The sequence below is a fragment of the Bifidobacterium ruminantium DSM 6489 genome (genome assembly GCF_000770925.1).
GTDB lineage: Bacteria > Actinomycetota > Actinomycetes > Actinomycetales > Bifidobacteriaceae > Bifidobacterium > Bifidobacterium ruminantium.
Genome location: NZ_JDTK01000003.1, coordinates 18,214 through 36,598 on the forward strand (window position 1 = coordinate 18,214; position 18,385 = coordinate 36,598).

Below are 18,385 nucleotides of genomic sequence, written 5' to 3' on the forward strand. Positions count from 1 at the left end.
CGCATCACAGAACCGCCAGTCTACGCCGTGGATTCGTCAATGCACGGCACTAATCCACGAATATGCTTGGCTCTCACTGATACAGTGTGGAGCCGCCTTCGCGGAACTTCTCGCTCATCGCCTGCATTCCGGCCGCGATCGTCTGCGCGTCTGCGACCAGTTTCTCCTGTGCCGCGGCGTCACCGAACTTCTTGCGGATGTTCTGCGAAATCGCCATAGAGCAGAACTTCGGGCCGCACATGGAGCAGAAATGAGCCATCTTCGCGGGCTCGGCGGGCAGCGTCTCGTCGTGGAACGCGATGGCGGTGTCCGGATCGTAGCTCAGATTGAACTGGTCGAGCCAGCGGAATTCGAAACGCGCCTTGCTCATCGCGTTGTCGCGGTCCATGGCATGCGGATGGTGCTTGGCGATGTCGGCCGCATGGCAGGCGATCTTGTAGGCGATCACGCCCTGCTTGACATCGTCTTTGTTCGGCAGGCCGAGGTGCTCCTTTGGCGTCACGTAGCACAGCATGGCGGTGCCGTAACGCGCGATTTCCACACCGCCGATGGCGGAGGTGATGTGGTCGTAGCCCGGCGCGGTATCCGTGGTAAGCGGTCCAAGCGTGTAGAACGGGGCATCCTTGCAGATGGCTTTCTCCATCTCGATGTTCATGCGCACCGTATCGAACGGAATGTGGCCGGGGCCCTCGATCATCACCTGCACGTCATGCTTCCATGCGCGTTGGGTGAGTTCGCCCAGTGTCATGAGCTCGGCGAACTGTGCGGCGTCGTTGGCGTCGGCCAGCGAACCCGGACGCAGGCCGTCGCCCAGCGAGAACGCCACATCGTACTTGGCGAAAATGTCGCACAGCTCATCGAAATGCGTGTACAGGAAGCTTTCCTGATGATGCTGCAGGCACCATTCCGCCATGATCGAGCCGCCGCGGGAGACGATGCCCGTCGTGCGGTTGGCGGTCAGTGGCACAAAGCGCAGCAACACGCCGGCATGGATGGTCATGTAGTCCACACCCTGCTCGCACTGTTCGATCACTGTGTCACGGAACAGCTCCCAGCTCAGCTTGGACGCATCGTCCTCGACCTTCTCCAGCGCCTGGTACATCGGCACGGTGCCGATCGGAACGGGCGAGTTGCGCAGAATCCACTCGCGCGTGGTGTGGATGTCGTTGCCGGTGGACAGATCCATCACGGTGTCGGCGCCCCACTTGGTGGCCCACGTCAGTTTCTCCACCTCTTCGTCGATGGACGAGGTGACGGCCGAATTGCCCATGTTCGCGTTGAGCTTGGTGAGGAACTTCGAACCGATGATCATCGGCTCGGCCTCGGGATGGTTGATGTTGCACGGCATCACTGCGCGTCCGGCGGCCAGTTCGGAACGCACGAGCTCCACGCTGCAGTGCTCGCGTTCGGCCACATAGCGCATCTCCGGGGTGATGATGTTGTGGCGCGCATACCACATCTGGGTCACCGGATGGTCTTTGGCGCGCAACGGCTTGTGCTGACGGCCACGCCATTCCTTGGAGGCCTTGCCGCGCTTGATGGCGCGCTTGCCATCATCCTCGAGGTTGCGGCGGCGACCCTCGTATTCCTCAACATCGCCGCGGTCGCGAATCCAGTCGAGACGAAGCGGCGCCAGGCCCTCCTTCGGATCGCACTTGGGGCCTTCCGTGTTGTAATCCTTGAACGGCGCGTTCGGGCCGACGCCGGGGGTGTCGGACAGCTTGATCTCGGTGTACGGCACTTCCAGATCGTAGGAGCCGAACTGGTTTTCGAAATGGACGGGCGTAGTCTTGCGGATATGCGCCTTGTCGCGTTGCTTGGAACCACGGGCGGCGATGTCCACGCGCTGCTGCTTCGCCAGCTTGGAGGCGGCCTTGGCCTCCTTGGCGTTCGTGAACTTCTTCTCGGTTGCTTCGGAAGGCTTCTCGGCTGGTGCCGTGGTCTTCACACGCGGAGCATAGCCGTGCTTCCTGTCGCCGCGCACCGCCTTCCACCGCGTCACCATCTCACGGGTGGCTGCTTCCGGATCGTCCGCGCCCGCGATCGCGGACACCACGAACCAGCCGGCGGCCTTGGAACGTGCCAGCATCTCCATATCGTCGGCATGCACGCCACCGCCGACGACGACAGGGAATTCGCTTGCCGTGCAGATCGTGTTGATCTGCTCCTCGTCGAGCGTATGTCCGGAACCGTCGTTGCCGCCCACGGAGGCTTCCGGCTTGGTGGTGGAGACATGCAGCGGACCGGCTCCGATATAGTCGATGCAACCGTTCGGCAGCTCGTTGATGAGCTTGACGAGGCTTTCGGTTTCGGCGGACAGGCCGACGATGGCGTCCTCACCGAGCAGCGCACGGGCCTCGCGCGGTTCCATATCGGTCTGGCCGATATGCACGCCGTCCACCTTGATGCCCTTGTTGCGGGCCTGCCACACCACGTCCACGCGGTCGTCGATGACGAACGCCACGGAATCGGACTTGCCGTTGTCTTCGATAATCTGGGCGATGTCGCGGGCCATCTCAGTGATGTCCTTCGCATCGGCATCCTTGGCGCGCAGTTGGATGAACGTCGCGCCGCCGCGCAGCGCGTCATCGACCACGTCCGTCACCGGTCGGCCCTTGCAATCCTGAGGGCCGACCACGAAATATGCGCTCATGTCGAAACAGTCGCGCATGGATGCATATGGATAGTTATCCATTATTTCTCCCCTTTTTTTATTGAGTAAGTGCTCCAGAAGAAGTCTTGTGAATCATGCAATCGTATATATTTCGTATATACGATTGTGGTTGTGTGGAATTAGTCCAGAAAGACGGAATCAGACGGTTTCGTTGATTTCGGATTCGGCCACTTGGTCTGCGGTGACGTTCCACAGCGCGTCGAGCAGCGCCACCTGGAACGATCCCGGTCCAATCGACCGCGTTTCCGCGATTTCGGATGCGCGGTCATACAGCAACGATGCGGCCAGCGCCGCCACAAGCGGTTCGGCGACGGCGAGATACGTCGCGGTCACGCCACCGAGCGAGCAGCCGGCGCCGGTGATTTTCGTCATCATCGCGCTGCCACCGGGCAGACGGAAGACGCGGTCTCCGTCGGTCACCAGATCGATCGCGCCGGACACCGCGACCGCGCCCTTGCCGGTGGGGGAATGCTTCGCCAGATGACGGGCGATGCGCTTGGCCGCGTCGACGGCCGAATCGACCTCATCGACGGCCTCCACGCCCGCGGGGCGAGTGGTCGGATTGTCCGGTTCGGCGTTGGCGAGACCCCACATCGCGTCGAGCGCGATAATCTCGCTGGCGTTGCCGCGCACGATGGTCGGCGGATATGTGCGGAACGATTTGAGAATGGCCGTGCGCGTCTCGCCAATGCCGGCCGCGACCGGGTCAAGCACCCACGTCTTGCCGTTCTTGTGCAGTTTGTATGCGATTTCGGGCAGCGCGTCCTTGAAGAACGGCAGCAGCGTGCCCACGTTGATGTAGTTGGATCCGGCGATTTCGGCGGTGGCGATCACATCGTCCGGCAGATAACTCATGGCGGCCGTGCCGCCGGCGGCGAGCTGCGCGTTGGCCACCAGATTGATGGTCACGAAATTGGTGAACGACTGCGCCAGCGGAGTCTGCTCGCGTACGTCGATGACGGCCTGCCTGATCTTCGTGCGAATCGGATCGGTGGCCGGAACGGACGTCATGCCATCGTTGTTATCGGTGCCGTCGGCATATGAGTCAATGCTCATGATCTGCTCCCTACGTTGGTCCTAACCAACAGGTTCAAAGGGTCAGGCGTTGAGCCTATCTCAGCTTGCCGGACTCGGCCGTCAAGCACCCCCGCATGTTCAATTCCCCTTCAATGTATACAAGGGTGCTGACACGGGCTAGTCGCGTGTGGCTGGGTTCTTGCTCGGCAGTGCCATGAAGACGATGTAGGCGATTTTGGAACCGGCCGTCAACAGCAGCGCGATGGCGGTTATGCCAAGGCTGGCATTGGTGCCGTCAATCGTATGCATCGCGCCATGACTGATCGTCAAACCCACGGAATCTCCCAAAAGCGTGCCGGCGAACGATGCGACCAGTAACACGGCGAGCGTCCTGCCGCCGCGACCGGAATCGTGCAATCGGCGAATGGAAAGTGCGATGAACGGAATGATTGTCGCCATCTTCCACATGAGCGGGAATCTGCCGAAAACCGCGCGGGGAAAGCCGCTTCCGCCGGTACTTCTGTACAGCGACGCGATGACGAGACTCGCCATGATTACGATGAGAAGATCGCACAGCATCCACCGCCAGAACTCGCTGCGTGACGCGCGTCCCCTGAAATCAAGGGCCTTCTTCCAGAATCTCAGGAACGCTTCACGCATACTGCAACCGTATGCAGGCTGATTGATGGACGGGACGAAGTGGGGGCGCCTATACCCACCGTCCGCCTGCCATGCGTGCGTGGACGAGTCGCTTTCCGCCGTATGGTATGCGCCGAATCGCTGTTGCGTGTTGCTCGAATCGTTGAAGCCATAATGATCTTGAGGGTTGTATTGGTGATCGCTCTGATCGGAGGGCCGGTATTGGTTCGGTGCTGACATGGATCGCCTTTCGACTGGGAAAATGACTTACAGCATATAAATACGGTGAAAACGATAGTGTGGTCGGATATTTTCCGAAAATCTATATCCCGAGCTGGAATATTCCGTATTGGCTCCTGAGATTACTGCTCACCCACAATTGCCGTCGTGGATGGACGAGGCGATTTGGTCGCTTTGCTCATCCATCGCGTATTCGGCCAGACCCTGCTGTTGCTCGGCGATGCGTCCGCGGTCGGCGCCGAGATACAGCACGGAATAGGAATTTGTCACCGCTTCCGTGCGGTCGCCGGCGATCGCGGGCTGTATGGTTCCACAGGAGATCATGATCGAACGATGAGAAAGCTCATGTTTGACGACATCCACCAGCCAGGGGCTTCGCGCGGTCTGCGTCCATGACGGGTGCGTGGTGAGGATATGCACGACGTTCCGCTGCGCGCGATCCGATGATTGGCAATAATAGGCCACGGTGAATTCCTGGGGGAGTCCGCTGGTCTGATCGCCGCAACCGTATTCCATGGTCTGCTCGATCTGCACGCCCATCGTCCCCGCCACGTTCGTCGCAAGTGTGTACCAACCAGCCGGATCAAGATCGCCGTTGAGCGCTGGCACGGCAATCGCCGCAGTGGAGACTTCCGCGTTATGCAGATTGGCCACCGAGTCCGATACTTGCTGCTTCACCGTAGAACGCAGCTTTTGCAACGACTGCAGGTCGGTGAGCAGATCCTGCATGGACGAGTAATGACGGTCCTTTCCATATCGGTCGATCAGCTCGTTCACCTGCGTCGGATCATCCACCTGCAACAGCCATTGCCCGCCATGCTGGGTGAAATCATCGGACATGGTCTTGTCCACCGCGTCGAGCAGCGTCTTGGTCTGCTCGTCGAGGTTGCGCGCCGTGACCTGCATATTGGAAACGGCTTCCTGCTGACGATTGCGGTTCAACGAACCGATCGCCCGCTGCATCGGATCATGCGTGGTGATCGACTGGATTTCCTTGGTTTTCGCTAACTGGTCGTAGTCAGTGATGTACTGCTGCACATTTTCGATTTCCGCCGCATATTGGTCCGGATCCTCCATGCTCTGCGCGAAAGCGACGCTGTCCTGCGCCGTCTGCCGAATCCCTTGCATGGTTTCGATCTGCTGCGTGGCCCAATCATTTTCGTCCGATACGGTGCCTTTTTTGAAATATATGGCTGTGATGAATACCGCGCATATGATGACCACGGTCAGAACATTCTTGGCGATTCGTGAACCGCGCGAATTCGAATCAATCAACAGCATAACCCCAGTCTACTGGAATGTACCGTGTCTCGTCGCAGTACGCCCTTTCCTCTGACTTCTCGAACGTGTATCGAACATGCATGTCAGGGTGATCACTTCCGTTTGGATCCGTCCGGCCAAGTGATACCCGTATCGGGGGAGTGCATCACGTTCTTGTAGATGTCGTTGCGGACGTAGATGTCGTAGGAGCCGGTCGTTCGCTGGTCCTTCCACGGCGTGACGAGATTGACGACGCGAACCTTGGTATAGTCGTTGCGATCGTATCCCAGATCGGAGAAATAGAATGGTTGGTAGATGATGTCGTAGACTTCCGGCTCGCCCCAGCTTCTCCAGGTGGCGAGGTCCTTCTTGCTCTCGTAGGGGTGCTCTATCCAGTCCCATGACGCAAAGCTGTGTCCCTGGTACGCGTTCGCTGCGAGATTGTGTTTGAAGTATGGGGCCATTTCCACCTGTGTCCGCTGCAGCCAGGAAGTGTAGTCGATGCAATTGTCTCCACCGGCGCAGTACCCGCCTTTGTCGATCAATTTGGCGACGCTTGGCGTGGTGTCGGACATTTTGATGAGACGTGTCCATCCCGACATCCACCGGTATTTATCCAGATGATAGGTTTTGACGTAGTTCGCCATCGCCCTGGATGGCGCATAATCGCAGCGGATGTCGCAGATGCTCGCACTGGCCGTCCAATACACGCCGATGAGCATGAGCAGCATTCCAAGTGCCTTCATCAGATTGAAATAGCGGAGCGAGGTTCTTCCTCCAAGTTGGCCGATGAGCCAATCGGCCAAAGTAAGGCACCATTTCGGCCAATCATCGGCGCTGATGGGCCGTGTCTCGCAGTCGATGGCCAGAATCGCTATGAAGAATCCCAGTATGATGCCGTCGTGGTGCGTGGAGAAGTGCTGTGTGAACACGATGCTCATCGCCAAATACGTGGTCAGCAGTAGTGTCGCATTGCTCCTGCGTCGGCTGATCTGGATGAGGAACGCCCACATCAGCCCCGGAGAACAGTCCCGCCTCAAGAACTTGATCCCATGAGAGCGTCACGAAGTTGAAGGATGAGTTTGTCAGGATTGACGTGAATAGCGTTTCAGACGGCAATAGGATCCAGGCGTTAAGGAACCGTTGCCAGACGGGAACCGGTTCCTCGGTTCCCTGTACATCGAAATTGCTGTGGAACACGTCCTTCGCCGGAATGACGTCGATGATCAGAATCACGGCGAATGCCAGCAGCGCAAGCAAAGCGAAGAACCTTCGCTTATTGCGGATCAGCGAATGGTCGGATTTCAGGAACCGGAACACCCAGTTGACCGCGAGCATGCCGGAGATCACAATGCCGTACGAGCTGGTTAGGCACAATAGCATCATGCTCAGTATGACCGGCAGTGGCTTCTCGTCGCGATTCTTCCAATTGATGGCGATAAGCAGCATCGCGCAGATCATCAGCGCGTACGGACGCGAAGTGACGCCGTACTGATAGCACAGGAAGTAGGAGAACGGCAGTATCGCCTTGAACAGTTCCGGCAGCTTGGTTTTGAATTCGAGCAGCCAGATCATGAGCATGGCGCATGCCAGATTGACGCTTTTCAGACCGATCTCGTAGGGCACGCCGAGTTTTGCGGGTATGGCGAGCATCATCCACCACAGTGGCGGATGATGCTCGTAGTGGGGGCGTTCCAGAATCATCTCGCGCCATGAGCAGTCGCGTGCTATGAGCCATGCCTGCGCCTCGTCGAACCACGGTTCGTGGAAGCACATCACCGTGGCCACCAGGATGACGTACACGGCGAGAACCGCGCAGTGTAGGCGGAACGGCGTAATCCAATGTCTGATCTTATCGAATCGCGTCACTTTCGCTTTGCCTGCAGCGGTTGCTGTTGCTGCACCCATTGTCGTTTCCTGTCACTTCCGAAATATATGGATATGTATTGCGATTTGACGCATTGAAAAAGGCGGATCCGCCACGGTCGCGCCGTTACGAACCCGCCATTGTCTGGATATGCGATGACGATCAGAAGGACTTGCGTGCGCCACAGAGCTTCTCGAACTCCTCGCGCACCTGCACCTTCACCAAGGCATCCTCGAATGTGATGGTGCCCTTGTTCACCAGACGCGCCAGATCCTGGTCGAGCGTGTGCATGCCTTCCTTCTCTCCGGATTGCAGCACGGTGCGGATCTGATGCGCCTTGCCGCTTCGGATCAGCGCGGCGACGGCCGGAGTGTTAATCATCACTTCGGTGGCCGGAGCACGTCCGTGACCGGTGGCGCGAGGAATCAGCGTCTGCACGATGACGGCACGCAGCGTGGACGCCACCTGCACACGGATCTGCTGCTGCTGGTTCTCCGGATACACGTCGATCAGACGGTCCACGGTGGAGCCCGCGTCCTGCGTATGCAGGGTGGCGAACACCAGGTGGCCGGTCTCCACGGCGGTCAGTGCGGTGGAGATGGTTTCCAGATCTCGAAGCTCGCCGACCTCGATGATGTCCGGATCCTCACGCAGCGCGCGCTTCAGCGCCTCCGCGAAGCTTTTCGTGTCGGTGCCCACCTCGCGCTGGCTCATCACGCACTTCTTGTGCTGATGCACGAATTCGATCGGGTCTTCGATGGTGATGATATGGTCGGCGCGTTCCGCGTTCGCCTTGTCCACGATCGCGGCCAACGTGGTCGACTTGCCGGAACCGGTAGGGCCACACACCAGCACTAGGCCGCGCGGCAGCAACGCCAGATCGGCGATGCGTGGGTCAATCCCCAGTTCCTGGGCGGTTTTGATGGTGGTCGGAATGGTACGGAGCGCGGCGCACACGCCCATACGGTCGTGGTACACGTTCACGCGGAAACGGAGCAGGTCGCCGACCGCGAAGGAGATATCGAGTTCCAAATCCTCCTTGAAACGCTCAAGCTCCAATTCATTGGTCATGACCTTCACGGCCTCGTACGTGCGGTTCTTGTCCCACACGCTCAGCCCCTTGGCCGGCCTCAGCTTGCCGTCCACACGCAGCATCGGCGGATCGTTGACCACCAGATGCAGATCGGAGGCGTTGAGCTCAACCAGTTGGCGAATCGCGGAGATGAACTCGTCATCCGCCTCCGGATGCTCGGCGCGCAGGAGATCCTCCACCTGCTGCGCTTTGATCTTGCGCTCCTTCGGCACCGCATCCTCATCGGAATCGTTGGTCTCGGGCACCACGAAATCAGCGTAAGGCATGACCTGCGGCTGCCTTGGCGCCTGATACATGGCATCCTGCGGAATATGGTTGATGACCAGTGGATTGTTCTGCACCGCGGTCTGCGTGACATCGGCCTGGGTCTTTGCAAAAGGCGTGTTGCCCGGCACGAATGACGGCGGCTCGCTGTCGATTTGCTGGATAGGACCGGATTCCACTCTTTGGGGAGTCGGTTCCGTGGCGTCGGCGTCGGCATCTGCATCGAACTGCAGCTGGTCGGGATCGACCTGCTGGCTTTCGGGCGTTGACGGGAACGTGTACGTGCCCTGCTCCTGCTGCACAGCGTCCTGCTGCACGGCAGGCTGCGGTTGCGCGGCGGCTGCCTGGAAGGTCTGCTCCACATTCTGCGGCTGCTGATATTCCTGTTGCGCGGCGGTCTGTACGACCGACTGCTGGACGGGTTGCTGCTGCACGGTCGGCTGCGCCTGCGCGACAGTCTGCTGCTGCACGGTCGGCTGCGCCTGCGCGACAGTCTGCTGCTGCACGGTCGGCTGCATGGTGGGTGTCTGCTCCACCCGCTGGGTCTGCTGTACGGCAGGCTGCACCTGCGTCTGCTGCTCATCCGGTGCCGAACCTGGAATGTCCACCTCATCCTGCTGCACTGCCGGCATGGAATCCATGGTGGAGAAGATGTTCTTCAGGTCGCTGTCGCCTACCTGAATGGCGTCGTCGGTCGACCAATGACGACCCTTGTTTGGATCGCCGCCGCCGAATGTCGGCGCCGTGTTCGGAATGGTTACGCCCTTAAGCCCCGCAAGAGCGTTGGGGCCATTCCATGTCGACTGCGCGTCGGTCATTTCCGTCCTTTGCTGTTGAGACTGTTGCGTCGGCTGCTGCGTCTTCTGCGACTTGCCTTCCTTGCCGAACACATTGAAAATGCTGATTGCGCTCATGATGCACGCTCACTTTCCTCACACCGTCACGCGGAGCACTTCGTCCACGGAGGTGATGCCTTGAAGAACCTTCTGCCAGCCATCCTCACGAAGAGTGGTCATGCCTTGTTCCCTCGCGGCCTTGTCGATATCGATAGAAGTGGCGCCACGGGCGATGAGATCCTCCATCGTGGAGTCCACGCCCATGACCTGCTGGATGGCCACACGCCCGCTATAGCCGGTGTTGGCACATTCACGGCAACCTACCGGACGCCACACAGTGGGGAGAGGAGTTCCGGGCTTGTGATCCACGCCCATCATCTTGAGCTCTACCTCAGTGGCGGTGTCCTGACGCTTGCACTTCTTGCACAGACGTCGGGCGAGTCGCTGGGCCATGACCGCGGCGAGCGACGAGCTCAGCAGGAACGGTTCCACGCCCATTTCAGTCAAACGGGTAACGGCGCTCGGCGCATCGTTGGTGTGCAGCGTGGACAGCACCAAATGGCCTGTCAGCGAAGCCTCGATGGCGATGTTGGCGGTCTCCTCATCACGGATCTCGCCGATAAGCACCACATCCGGGTCCGCACGAAGAATCGAACGGAGAGCCGCGGCGAACGTCATGCCGGCCTTGTTGTTGACCTGCACCTGGTTGATGCCCTTCATACGGAACTCCACCGGGTCCTCAACGGTGATGATGTTGATCTCCGGCTTCGCCACATCGCCCAGAGTGGCGTACAAGGTGGTCGACTTACCGGAACCGGTAGGACCGGTGACCAGCACCAGACCATACGGACGGTTGTACGCCTTGGAGAACACGTCGAAGTTGCGCTGGCTGAAGTTCAGATCCTCCACCTTGAGATTGCCGGAAGGCGTGCTCAGGATTCGCATGACGATCTTCTCACCCCACACTGTAGGCAACGCGGCCACACGAAGATCCACCTTCTTGCCATTGTGCCTGACGGTGATACGGCCATCCTGCGGCTTACGGCGCTCGCCGATGTCCATGTCGGACATGACCTTGATGCGGCTGATCACGCCCTGGGTCATGGCCTTCGGCGCCTTTTGGAACACGTGCAGCACGCCGTCGATGCGATAGCGCACCAGCAGGCCGTCTTCCTGCGGTTCGATGTGGATATCGGAGCAGTGATCGTCGATGGCCTGGTTGATGAGTAGGCTGACGAATCGTGCAACAGGGGAGGCGTCCTCGGCGTTGTCCTCCTCGAGGTTGACCTCCTTCTTCGCGGTCGCGGCGATCTCCTGCGAAAGCTCGTTCAGTTCGGCATTGGCTCGCAGATAGTGGTTGATGGCTTCCTTGACCTGCGAAGGCATGGCCACCATGGGGATGACCGGCATGCCGGTGGTGGCGGAGACGTCGTCGATGGCTGCGAAGTTCTTCGGATCGGCCATGGCCACGGTGATGCGTCCATTGACGATGGACAATGGCAGAAGCTGGTTGGTGCGGCACAAATCGTCCGGCACCATGTTGACGACTTCTTTATCGATCTGGTATTCGTTGAGATCCACGAATGGCAGGCTCATGCCTTGAGCCAACGCCATGGCGTACTGGCGCTCGGTTTTTTCGTCCATGCCGCTCTTGGGATCGGGCATGGCGGGGAAGTCGCCGGTGGCATCGTTGGCTGAAGCGGCTGCGTGACGTGGCTGGCTTGGCGCGAAGATCTGGTTGATCTCACCCGTTGTCGGAACATGCGGATCCATACGCTGAGAGAAGCTGCTCGGCGTGTCTTCGTTTCGATTGCGTTTGAGGAAGGGGAAACGCCCTCCTGAACCAGCATCGCTCATAATGACCTCCTGGACCGTGGACTGGTGTACGCGGCATAAAAACAAAAACCCTTGCAAATGTTGGCATTCGAGGGTCCAAAAATGTTCAGTTGTCTAAGGTCATGTGAGCTGCGGCCACGCCTTGCGACGTACCACTCTTCTATATAGTAGCGCGTCAGCCCGGCAAAATCGAACCATATGCATGTTACATTGGGGGATGCAATCGTTGGCATAGAATCGTGATACAGTATCGAATATCTGTGAGGGACCGAAGTGCCTACGGTTCTGAGAAAATTCCTGTCACCTCCGAAGATGGGGTGATTTTCGCACTGAAGGAGCTGCTCATGGAGCGAGCGGAAAGCGGCAATGTGACAGGGCTTGCGGCAGGTCGCGTCAAACGATTGACAAAGCGGGGCGAGTCGGGTTTCACTCTGGTGGAGGTATTGGTTGCCGTGGTGGTGCTGAGCATCACCGGCCTGGCCGCCGCGCAGTTCGCCATCACGGCCATCCGCACGTCCTACTCCCAACAGCAGCGGTCCGCCGCGGTTTCGCTGGGCAGCGACGGTATCGAACGCATGCGCGCGCAGATAGCGGACGACAAATCGAAGCCGGCTCAGTATTATGCCGATCTGCTGGCCGGCATGGGTGTGGATGGCGTCAATCAGGCGCAGGTCAATCTTGCCGCGGTGGGAGCCATAAGATCCCAGCCTTCGGATCTGGCCGCGACGGATACGCCGGACACGGACGCCAACAAATACATCCAGCCAGTGAGGGACACCACAGGCAAGGATGCCAAGCAGACCAAATATACGGTGAACACTGTGGTGGAGAAGTGCTATCGGTTGAGCGGCACTATGGATTGCAAAACCGCTTCGGATCTCGGTATCACCGGCGCATCGAGCATCGCCGGGTTGGATGGTTCCGCGGACTCATCGTTGAAAACCGCGATATTGAGCCGAAACTCCATTCCCACCAAGGGGTTCATCTTCGACTCGAAGACCTATATGCCCATGGTTCGCGTGGTAGTGGGCGTCACTTGGAAAGACGGCATGAACAACGGCAAGACGGCCGTCTATACCACCAATGAGCTGCTTAATGTGGTCGGAGACTAGGGAATAGGGGCGCATCATGGAAGCAAATCATTCCGGATTCAGTCTGAACCGCAGGCTGCTGCGCGCATTGCGTAGACGTGCGGAGGGGCAGAGCGGCGTCACCTTGGTGGAGATGACGGTCTCGCTGTTCATCTTCGCGGTGGTATCCACCTTGTTCACCATGTCGATCGTGCAGTATCTGCATACCACCAGCTCCGATACCATCCGCGCCAGGTCATCTACGGAGATAGCCACCTCGGTGCGCAGCCTTGACCAATACATCCGTAACGCGGAAGGTGTCAAGGACGAGGGTGGCAAGATCACGCTGGTCACCTATGACGCCGATGGCGTGAAGCAATGCGCGGTGATCGACTACACGGAGGCCACCTGGTCGGGCAAGTCGGTAGATAGTTATGGATCGGTGGCGGTGAGGACCAGACCATATGACGCCGGTTCCGGCGCGTGGAGCAGGCATGTGGTGCTGGGATCCGTGATGAACTCAACCACAGCCAGCACTACGGACAACGCATTGTTCAATACCGATCTCTTCAAGGTGGACGCCAGCACCCGCGTGGTCCGGTACTCTCCGGTCACCGGTTCGTTCGTTGGCGGCAAGCCGGTCACGTCGAACACGTCCACGTCATTCACGGCGCGCAACGTCGCCTCCGGCGCATCGGTAGATTTCAGCAAGTGCAGCTGAGTGATTCCTGCATAACGTTTTCATGAGGGCGGTTCTCTTCGGAGAGCCGCTTTTTTGTGTTGGTTGTGTGGTGGTTTTACGAATTAGTACCCTCGACACGCCGATGCAGTGTGTTTTTTGTGATGATTTAATGTTTTTTCTTCACGAATATTTGCAGTGTGATTGCAGTGAATACTGCAAACGGTTTCAATAGTATTGCAAACGTTTCATGGAATTGGTTCAGCGTTGAACCAATTGTGTCGTTTGGATTGTTGAGACCTGCTGATCCGTGGGTGAAGGCCGGGTCGGATGTTTGTGAAGGAAATGTGTATGAAACCGTGATGAATTTGTGAAGCGCTTTTGTGCGGGAGTTCATCGGGGAGTGTGTCGATTTTGTGTTTGCGGCTGGTTTTTCTGTTCTATACTGGAGTCACCTGGTTATGTGAGCCAGAAAAAATCAATACAAAAGGGCGGTTCCGTTAGGGGCCGCGGAAGACCGCTTCTCGGGTCCATCGTTGGAGGCGATGCGGTGGTCTTCGGGTTTTGGAAAGAAGGATTCATCATGAAGAGCGTGCGTGCTGCTTTGAACCGTCGTGCCAAGGGCGAGAAGGGCTTCACCCTGGTCGAGCTGCTGGTGGTCGTGATCATCATCGGCATCCTCGCCGCGGTGGCCGTGCCGATCTACCTGAACCAGCGCAAGGCCGCGTGGAACTCCACCATCCAGTCCGACGTCAAGAACGCCAGCCTCGTGGTCGAAACCGCCATGACCGCCAACAACGGGAAGTTCGATGCAAATTGGGCGGGCCCCTATGGTCCCGGTCCCGCTAAGAAAAACTTGGGATCTTCCGATCAGGAAGTTACGGTTTCCAAGGATGTCACGATTACCATCGCAGCGGGCGTTGACTCGAATAACTACACCATCATCGGTTCTGATACCAATGGAGGCACCAAGCAGTACACGTATGACTCCTCTACTGGCGAGATTTCTGAATCGGCCAAGCAGTAAGCTACTCCTGCTAAGCCGTGAGGCATATCGCTAATCGCCTGAATTGGATGTCGGGGACGACAAACGTCCCCGACATTTCGCGTATCAAATAAATACCAGTATTCGACAATCCGAAGGGGAATCATGGCCGGCAACGACGCACAGGTTCAAATGGATGGCGGCACAAGGCAGTGGCGTTACAAGGGCGTCTCATTCGACGGCCAGCGCAAGGAGAAAGGCACCGTCGAGGCGCAGACCCGAGACCAGGCCATCGAACGCATCAAAAAACTTGGACTGTATCCCACGGATCTGGTTGACACGGCGGCGGGCACCGGCCTCAATGCCGAAATCAATATCAAAGCGTTCGAGAAATACCCCAGCAAGAAGGACTTCGCCGTCATGGCGCGTCAGCTCGCCACCATGGTGGCGGCCGGCGTCTCGCTGATCCGAGCATTGAACATCGTCACCGAACAGGTCACCAATCCGAAACTGCGCAAGGCGCTGCAGGCATGCGTGGTTCAGGTGGAAGGCGGCGCCTCGTTCTCCGAGGCCATGGCTGCGGATCCAGACACCCTCTTCCCGCCCATCATGGTGAATATGATCCGTGCGGGCGAGACCGGCGGCTTCTTGGACAAGTCCCTGATCACCGTGGCCGACAGTTTCGAGGCGGATGTGAGGCTTCAAGGTCAGATCAAAGGTGCTCTGGCATACCCGGTCGTGGTGCTCTGCATCGCGTTGGTTCTGGTCGCGGCCATGCTGCTGACCATCGTGCCGACCTTCGCCAGCATGTATGATTCCATGGGCGCGCAGCTACCTCTTGTCACTCAGATCATGGTGAATATGGGCAAGGCGATGCCGTATGCATTGCCGATCATCATTGTCGCGGCCGTCGCTCTCGCCATTTTCTGGAAGCGCAACCGCAACAAGGACATCATTCGCACCTGGTGGGATCCGTTCACGCTGAAGGCTCCGGTGTTCGGCAAGCTCAGCACCAATGTGGCGCTTGCCCGCTTCTGCAACAACTTCTCATCCATGCTTGCCTCCGGTGTGCCTATTCTTCAGGCGCTTGACATCGTCGGCTCCACATCCGGCAACTATGTGATTGAAGGAGCGTCCAAGCGTGTGGGGCGCTTGGTGGAACGTGGCTACCGTCTTGCGGACAGCATGAGCACCGAGAAGATCTTCCCGAACATGATGGTGCAGATGGTGGCCATCGGCGAGGATTCCGGCGCCATCGACAAGATGCTCGCCAGCGCGGGCAAAGCGTATGACGAAGAAGCCCAATCCATGGCCAAGCAGCTCACCTCGCTGCTCGAGCCTTTGATGATTCTTGTTCTTGGCGTGGTCGTCGGCTTCATGGTTGTGGCTCTGTACCTGCCTATGTTCTCCATGTTCGACGCCATCAACGGCCAGGCCGGCAACGCCTGATAGCCGATAAGCAATCGTATTCATCCGTTATATACAAGGTAGGAGCCGAAGATGAAGCAGACTGGTTTGTGGTCAAGACTGAATCGTAAGTACCGCGCGAAGCTCCGTGAGCGTATGGGCGAACGCGGAGCTGCCATGATGCTGGCCATCCTGTTCGTCATGGTGGTGCTCACCACCGCCGCATTGGTCATGACCACCCTGTTCGCGCAGGCGATTCCCTATAAGAGCAACAAAGAGAACTCCCAAGCTAACTACGCCGCCGAATCCGGCCTTGAAGTGGGCTTGAGCTATCTTCAGGAGACCTTGGAGAAACTGCAGGGCGCCAGCAGCCTTGACGCGCTTTTGGGATTGCTTCCTGCGACCAGCGCCGATACGAGCAACAGCGCGAAGGACGGCACCTTCACCAAGTATGAAGGCGCATCGGTGCTGCTGAACCACGTCGCTCTCAACAAAGTCGATTCCGTGGCCGACACGGCATCCTACACGCCGGACGATCTGTCCTATCGTGTGCGCATCAATTTCTACAAGGATGACCCGGACGGCGCATCGGCCACCATGATCACCAATCCATCGGATTTGAAGGACACGCAATATGCGGAGATCATCGGAACCGGCTTTGTCAACAGATACAAGGATGGCCGTGCGTCGGGCGATGCCAGACAACCCCAGGCGCTGAAACGAGCCGTCTGCAAGATCGGAGCCTCGACGGATACGACCACCACGACGCATTCGGCGGTGGCCGGTGGTGGCCGAATGGGCATGGGATTTTATGCCGCGGCGCCCTACAATCGTTTGGACTCGCAGTTCGTGTGGGTTCCGGTCGACTACACCGGAGTGAATCTGGGTTCGGACCCGTCCGGGGAAGTGAAGTTCTCCGCTGCGGTGAGTTCCGACAGAACCGATTTCGATGGCCTCGAAAAGGGTGTCGCGACGCTGAATCCGGTGAACCGTACCTGCATGCTCGCCACCACGATTCCGGTCACCAACGAGAAGAAGACCATTGCCGAGAACCTTGATCTTTCGAAGACGCCCCAGGCTGGCTCCGGCTTGATCCTGCTTCCGGCCGCATACAACGCCGGCGGCGACACCTACAAATACACCGAGGAATGCCGTACCGACGGCGCGTATTCATCGCTGAACACATGGGTGTATTACAAGGACAATTCCATTCGTCTCGCCTCGAATATGAATCTTTGCGTCACCGGCGTGAGCGTCGAAGATGCGGACGGCAAAGCTCCGGCCACCTTGCAGAAGTGCGGCACATCGTACGGCGTGCGTTACCAGTCGGACTACTATACCGATGAGGCCGCGCAGCAGGCCGAGAAATCCGATCCGGACAGCCTGCTCAACAAATACCAGAAGTGGATCTTCTACAACGGCTTCATCAATGCCGGATATTGGAATGAGATGACGGGGGAAGTCAGTGCGGAAGCCGCCAAATACAAGTCTCTGTTGCCGGAAAGCAAAGGATACTCCGTCGCGGGCGTGCAACGGGACAAGAAGACCAGATTCCAACGTCTGGAACCCACCCATTACGGTGCCGCCCCGAACAATGAGGGCGATCCCCATTTCGCGGGCGGCAACATCAAGGCGACGCCATATGAACAGGCCTATATGGTGACGAAGTGGACGAGCAATTTCAGCGATTCATACTTCTCGAACGGCGCCGATATGGAGGATGCCACCGCATCATTCAGCCAGGCGGGCGAAGCGGGATACCTCACCAATCAGATCGTGAACTCGTCCTCCGGATTCTGCACCGTCCTGAGCGCCGATGGCAAAAGCGTCTACACCGACACCTGCGATGTCCGCACCGGCGACTTCGACGCGAAATGCTATCAGAAGAGCATCATGGGGCAAGGCTTCGATTTCGTCACCACGCATTTCTGCCCGACCGCCGATAAGGAGAACTTCAACTTCACATCCGATCGAGCCGACTATGACGAGGATTCCAGCGCCGATGGATCCGGAAAGACCACTACCATCAGACTGTACGACACGAATGGCGGCGTGCACTATCTGAAGGCCGAAGGTAGCGCCGTCGGATTGACGACCGATATCAACGACGCCACGAAATTCACCCGGTACAACGAGAACAACAAGACCAAATCCGTCACGATTGACGGCAAGACCCAATATCCATGGGCCGGCACGTTCCAAACGGCAAGCGACCTGTGCCTGACCGAAATCTATCCCGGTGACTACGTGGCAAACGACGAAAACGGCAAGGACATAAAACGTCAATACAATCGCAAGGATGGTCATGCCATGCTGAAGATGCTCAAATGCGGAGCCAACCGTGACGTGCGCGGCCGCATCATCAAGTCCCAGGCATGGAACGCCGATGTGGATTATGGACATAAAGGTGGTTTCGGCTCCTACACGTGGACCACGGAAACCACGACCGTCACCATTCCGTCCAACACCAATCTTTCCGCGGTGGTGGATTCCAACGTCTCCAAAACGAAGTGGTGAT

At 58.2% G+C, this 18,385-nt stretch carries 13 protein-coding genes and 1 riboswitch; of the genes, 5 read left to right on the forward strand and 8 right to left on the reverse strand.

All coding sequences use genetic code 11. The annotated features are described in order from the left end of the window. Positions 1 to 73: 73 nt before the first annotated feature. The 8 genes from thiC to OU26_RS02185 all read right to left on the reverse strand — a co-directional run bounded on the left by thiC (position 74) and on the right by OU26_RS02185 (position 11,747). A complete protein-coding gene (thiC, locus tag OU26_RS02155; RefSeq protein ID WP_026646249.1) occupies positions 74 to 2,698 on the reverse strand; it encodes a phosphomethylpyrimidine synthase ThiC in 2,625 nt (874 codons plus the stop codon). Between the two features lie 114 nt (positions 2,699 to 2,812). Beyond that, positions 2,813 to 3,730 carry a hydroxyethylthiazole kinase gene (gene thiM / locus OU26_RS02160; RefSeq protein ID WP_051592911.1) on the reverse strand — a complete coding sequence of 306 codons (918 nt, stop codon included), beginning with the start codon at positions 3,728 to 3,730 and terminating at the stop codon, positions 2,813 to 2,815. Then, positions 3,721 to 3,833, reverse strand: a riboswitch (TPP riboswitch). Its footprint overlaps the gene before it by 10 nt. 35 nt (positions 3,834 to 3,868) lie before the next feature. After that, positions 3,869 to 4,570, reverse strand: coding sequence for a DUF805 domain-containing protein (locus OU26_RS02165; RefSeq protein ID WP_026646247.1), 702 nt, complete (start codon positions 4,568 to 4,570; stop codon positions 3,869 to 3,871). 129 nt (positions 4,571 to 4,699) lie between these two features. Beyond that, positions 4,700 to 5,851: a hypothetical protein gene (locus tag OU26_RS02170; RefSeq protein ID WP_026646246.1), complete on the reverse strand. Its 1,152-nt coding sequence runs from the start codon at positions 5,849 to 5,851 to the stop codon at positions 4,700 to 4,702. Positions 5,852 to 5,943: 92 nt separating this feature from the next. Then, the gene (locus tag OU26_RS10425; protein WP_237743752.1) at positions 5,944 to 6,771 is read right to left on the reverse strand and encodes a hypothetical protein; all 828 of its coding nucleotides are present in this window, start codon (positions 6,769 to 6,771) and stop codon (positions 5,944 to 5,946) included. Then, positions 6,659 to 7,738, reverse strand: a complete 1,080-nt coding sequence (locus tag OU26_RS10430; protein ID WP_051592909.1) for a hypothetical protein — start codon at positions 7,736 to 7,738, stop codon at positions 6,659 to 6,661. The genes OU26_RS10425 and OU26_RS10430 overlap by 113 nt, the downstream gene beginning before the upstream one ends. Before the next feature lie 121 nt (positions 7,739 to 7,859). Beyond that, a complete protein-coding gene (locus tag OU26_RS10605; RefSeq protein ID WP_272944579.1) occupies positions 7,860 to 9,968 on the reverse strand; it encodes a type IV pilus twitching motility protein PilT in 2,109 nt (702 codons plus the stop codon). A gap of 18 nt (positions 9,969 to 9,986) precedes the next feature. After that, complete coding sequence (locus OU26_RS02185; protein WP_033498835.1) at positions 9,987 to 11,747, reverse strand: GspE/PulE family protein; 1,761 nt, start codon at positions 11,745 to 11,747, stop codon at positions 9,987 to 9,989. A gap of 323 nt (positions 11,748 to 12,070) precedes the next feature. On the opposite strand from OU26_RS02185, the gene OU26_RS02190 reads away from it, so the two are divergent. The 5 genes from OU26_RS02190 to OU26_RS02210 all read left to right on the forward strand — a co-directional run bounded on the left by OU26_RS02190 (position 12,071) and on the right by OU26_RS02210 (position 18,384). Then, positions 12,071 to 12,838: a prepilin-type N-terminal cleavage/methylation domain-containing protein gene (locus tag OU26_RS02190; RefSeq protein WP_237743751.1), complete on the forward strand. Its 768-nt coding sequence runs from the start codon at positions 12,071 to 12,073 to the stop codon at positions 12,836 to 12,838. A gap of 16 nt (positions 12,839 to 12,854) precedes the next feature. Beyond that, positions 12,855 to 13,517, forward strand: coding sequence for a PulJ/GspJ family protein (locus OU26_RS02195; RefSeq protein ID WP_026646242.1), 663 nt, complete (start codon positions 12,855 to 12,857; stop codon positions 13,515 to 13,517). 541 nt (positions 13,518 to 14,058) lie between these two features. Next, entirely contained in the window at positions 14,059 to 14,502 is a 444-nt protein-coding gene (locus OU26_RS09610; protein WP_051592908.1) for a type IV pilin protein, read from the forward strand. A gap of 123 nt (positions 14,503 to 14,625) precedes the next feature. Beyond that, entirely contained in the window at positions 14,626 to 15,909 is a 1,284-nt protein-coding gene (locus OU26_RS02205) for a type II secretion system F family protein (protein ID WP_026646240.1), read from the forward strand. 51 nt (positions 15,910 to 15,960) lie between these two features. Further along, on the forward strand, positions 15,961 to 18,384 hold the full coding sequence (locus tag OU26_RS02210; protein ID WP_051592907.1) for a hypothetical protein: 2,424 nt from the start codon (positions 15,961 to 15,963) through the stop codon (positions 18,382 to 18,384). Position 18,385: the final 1 nt, after the last annotated feature.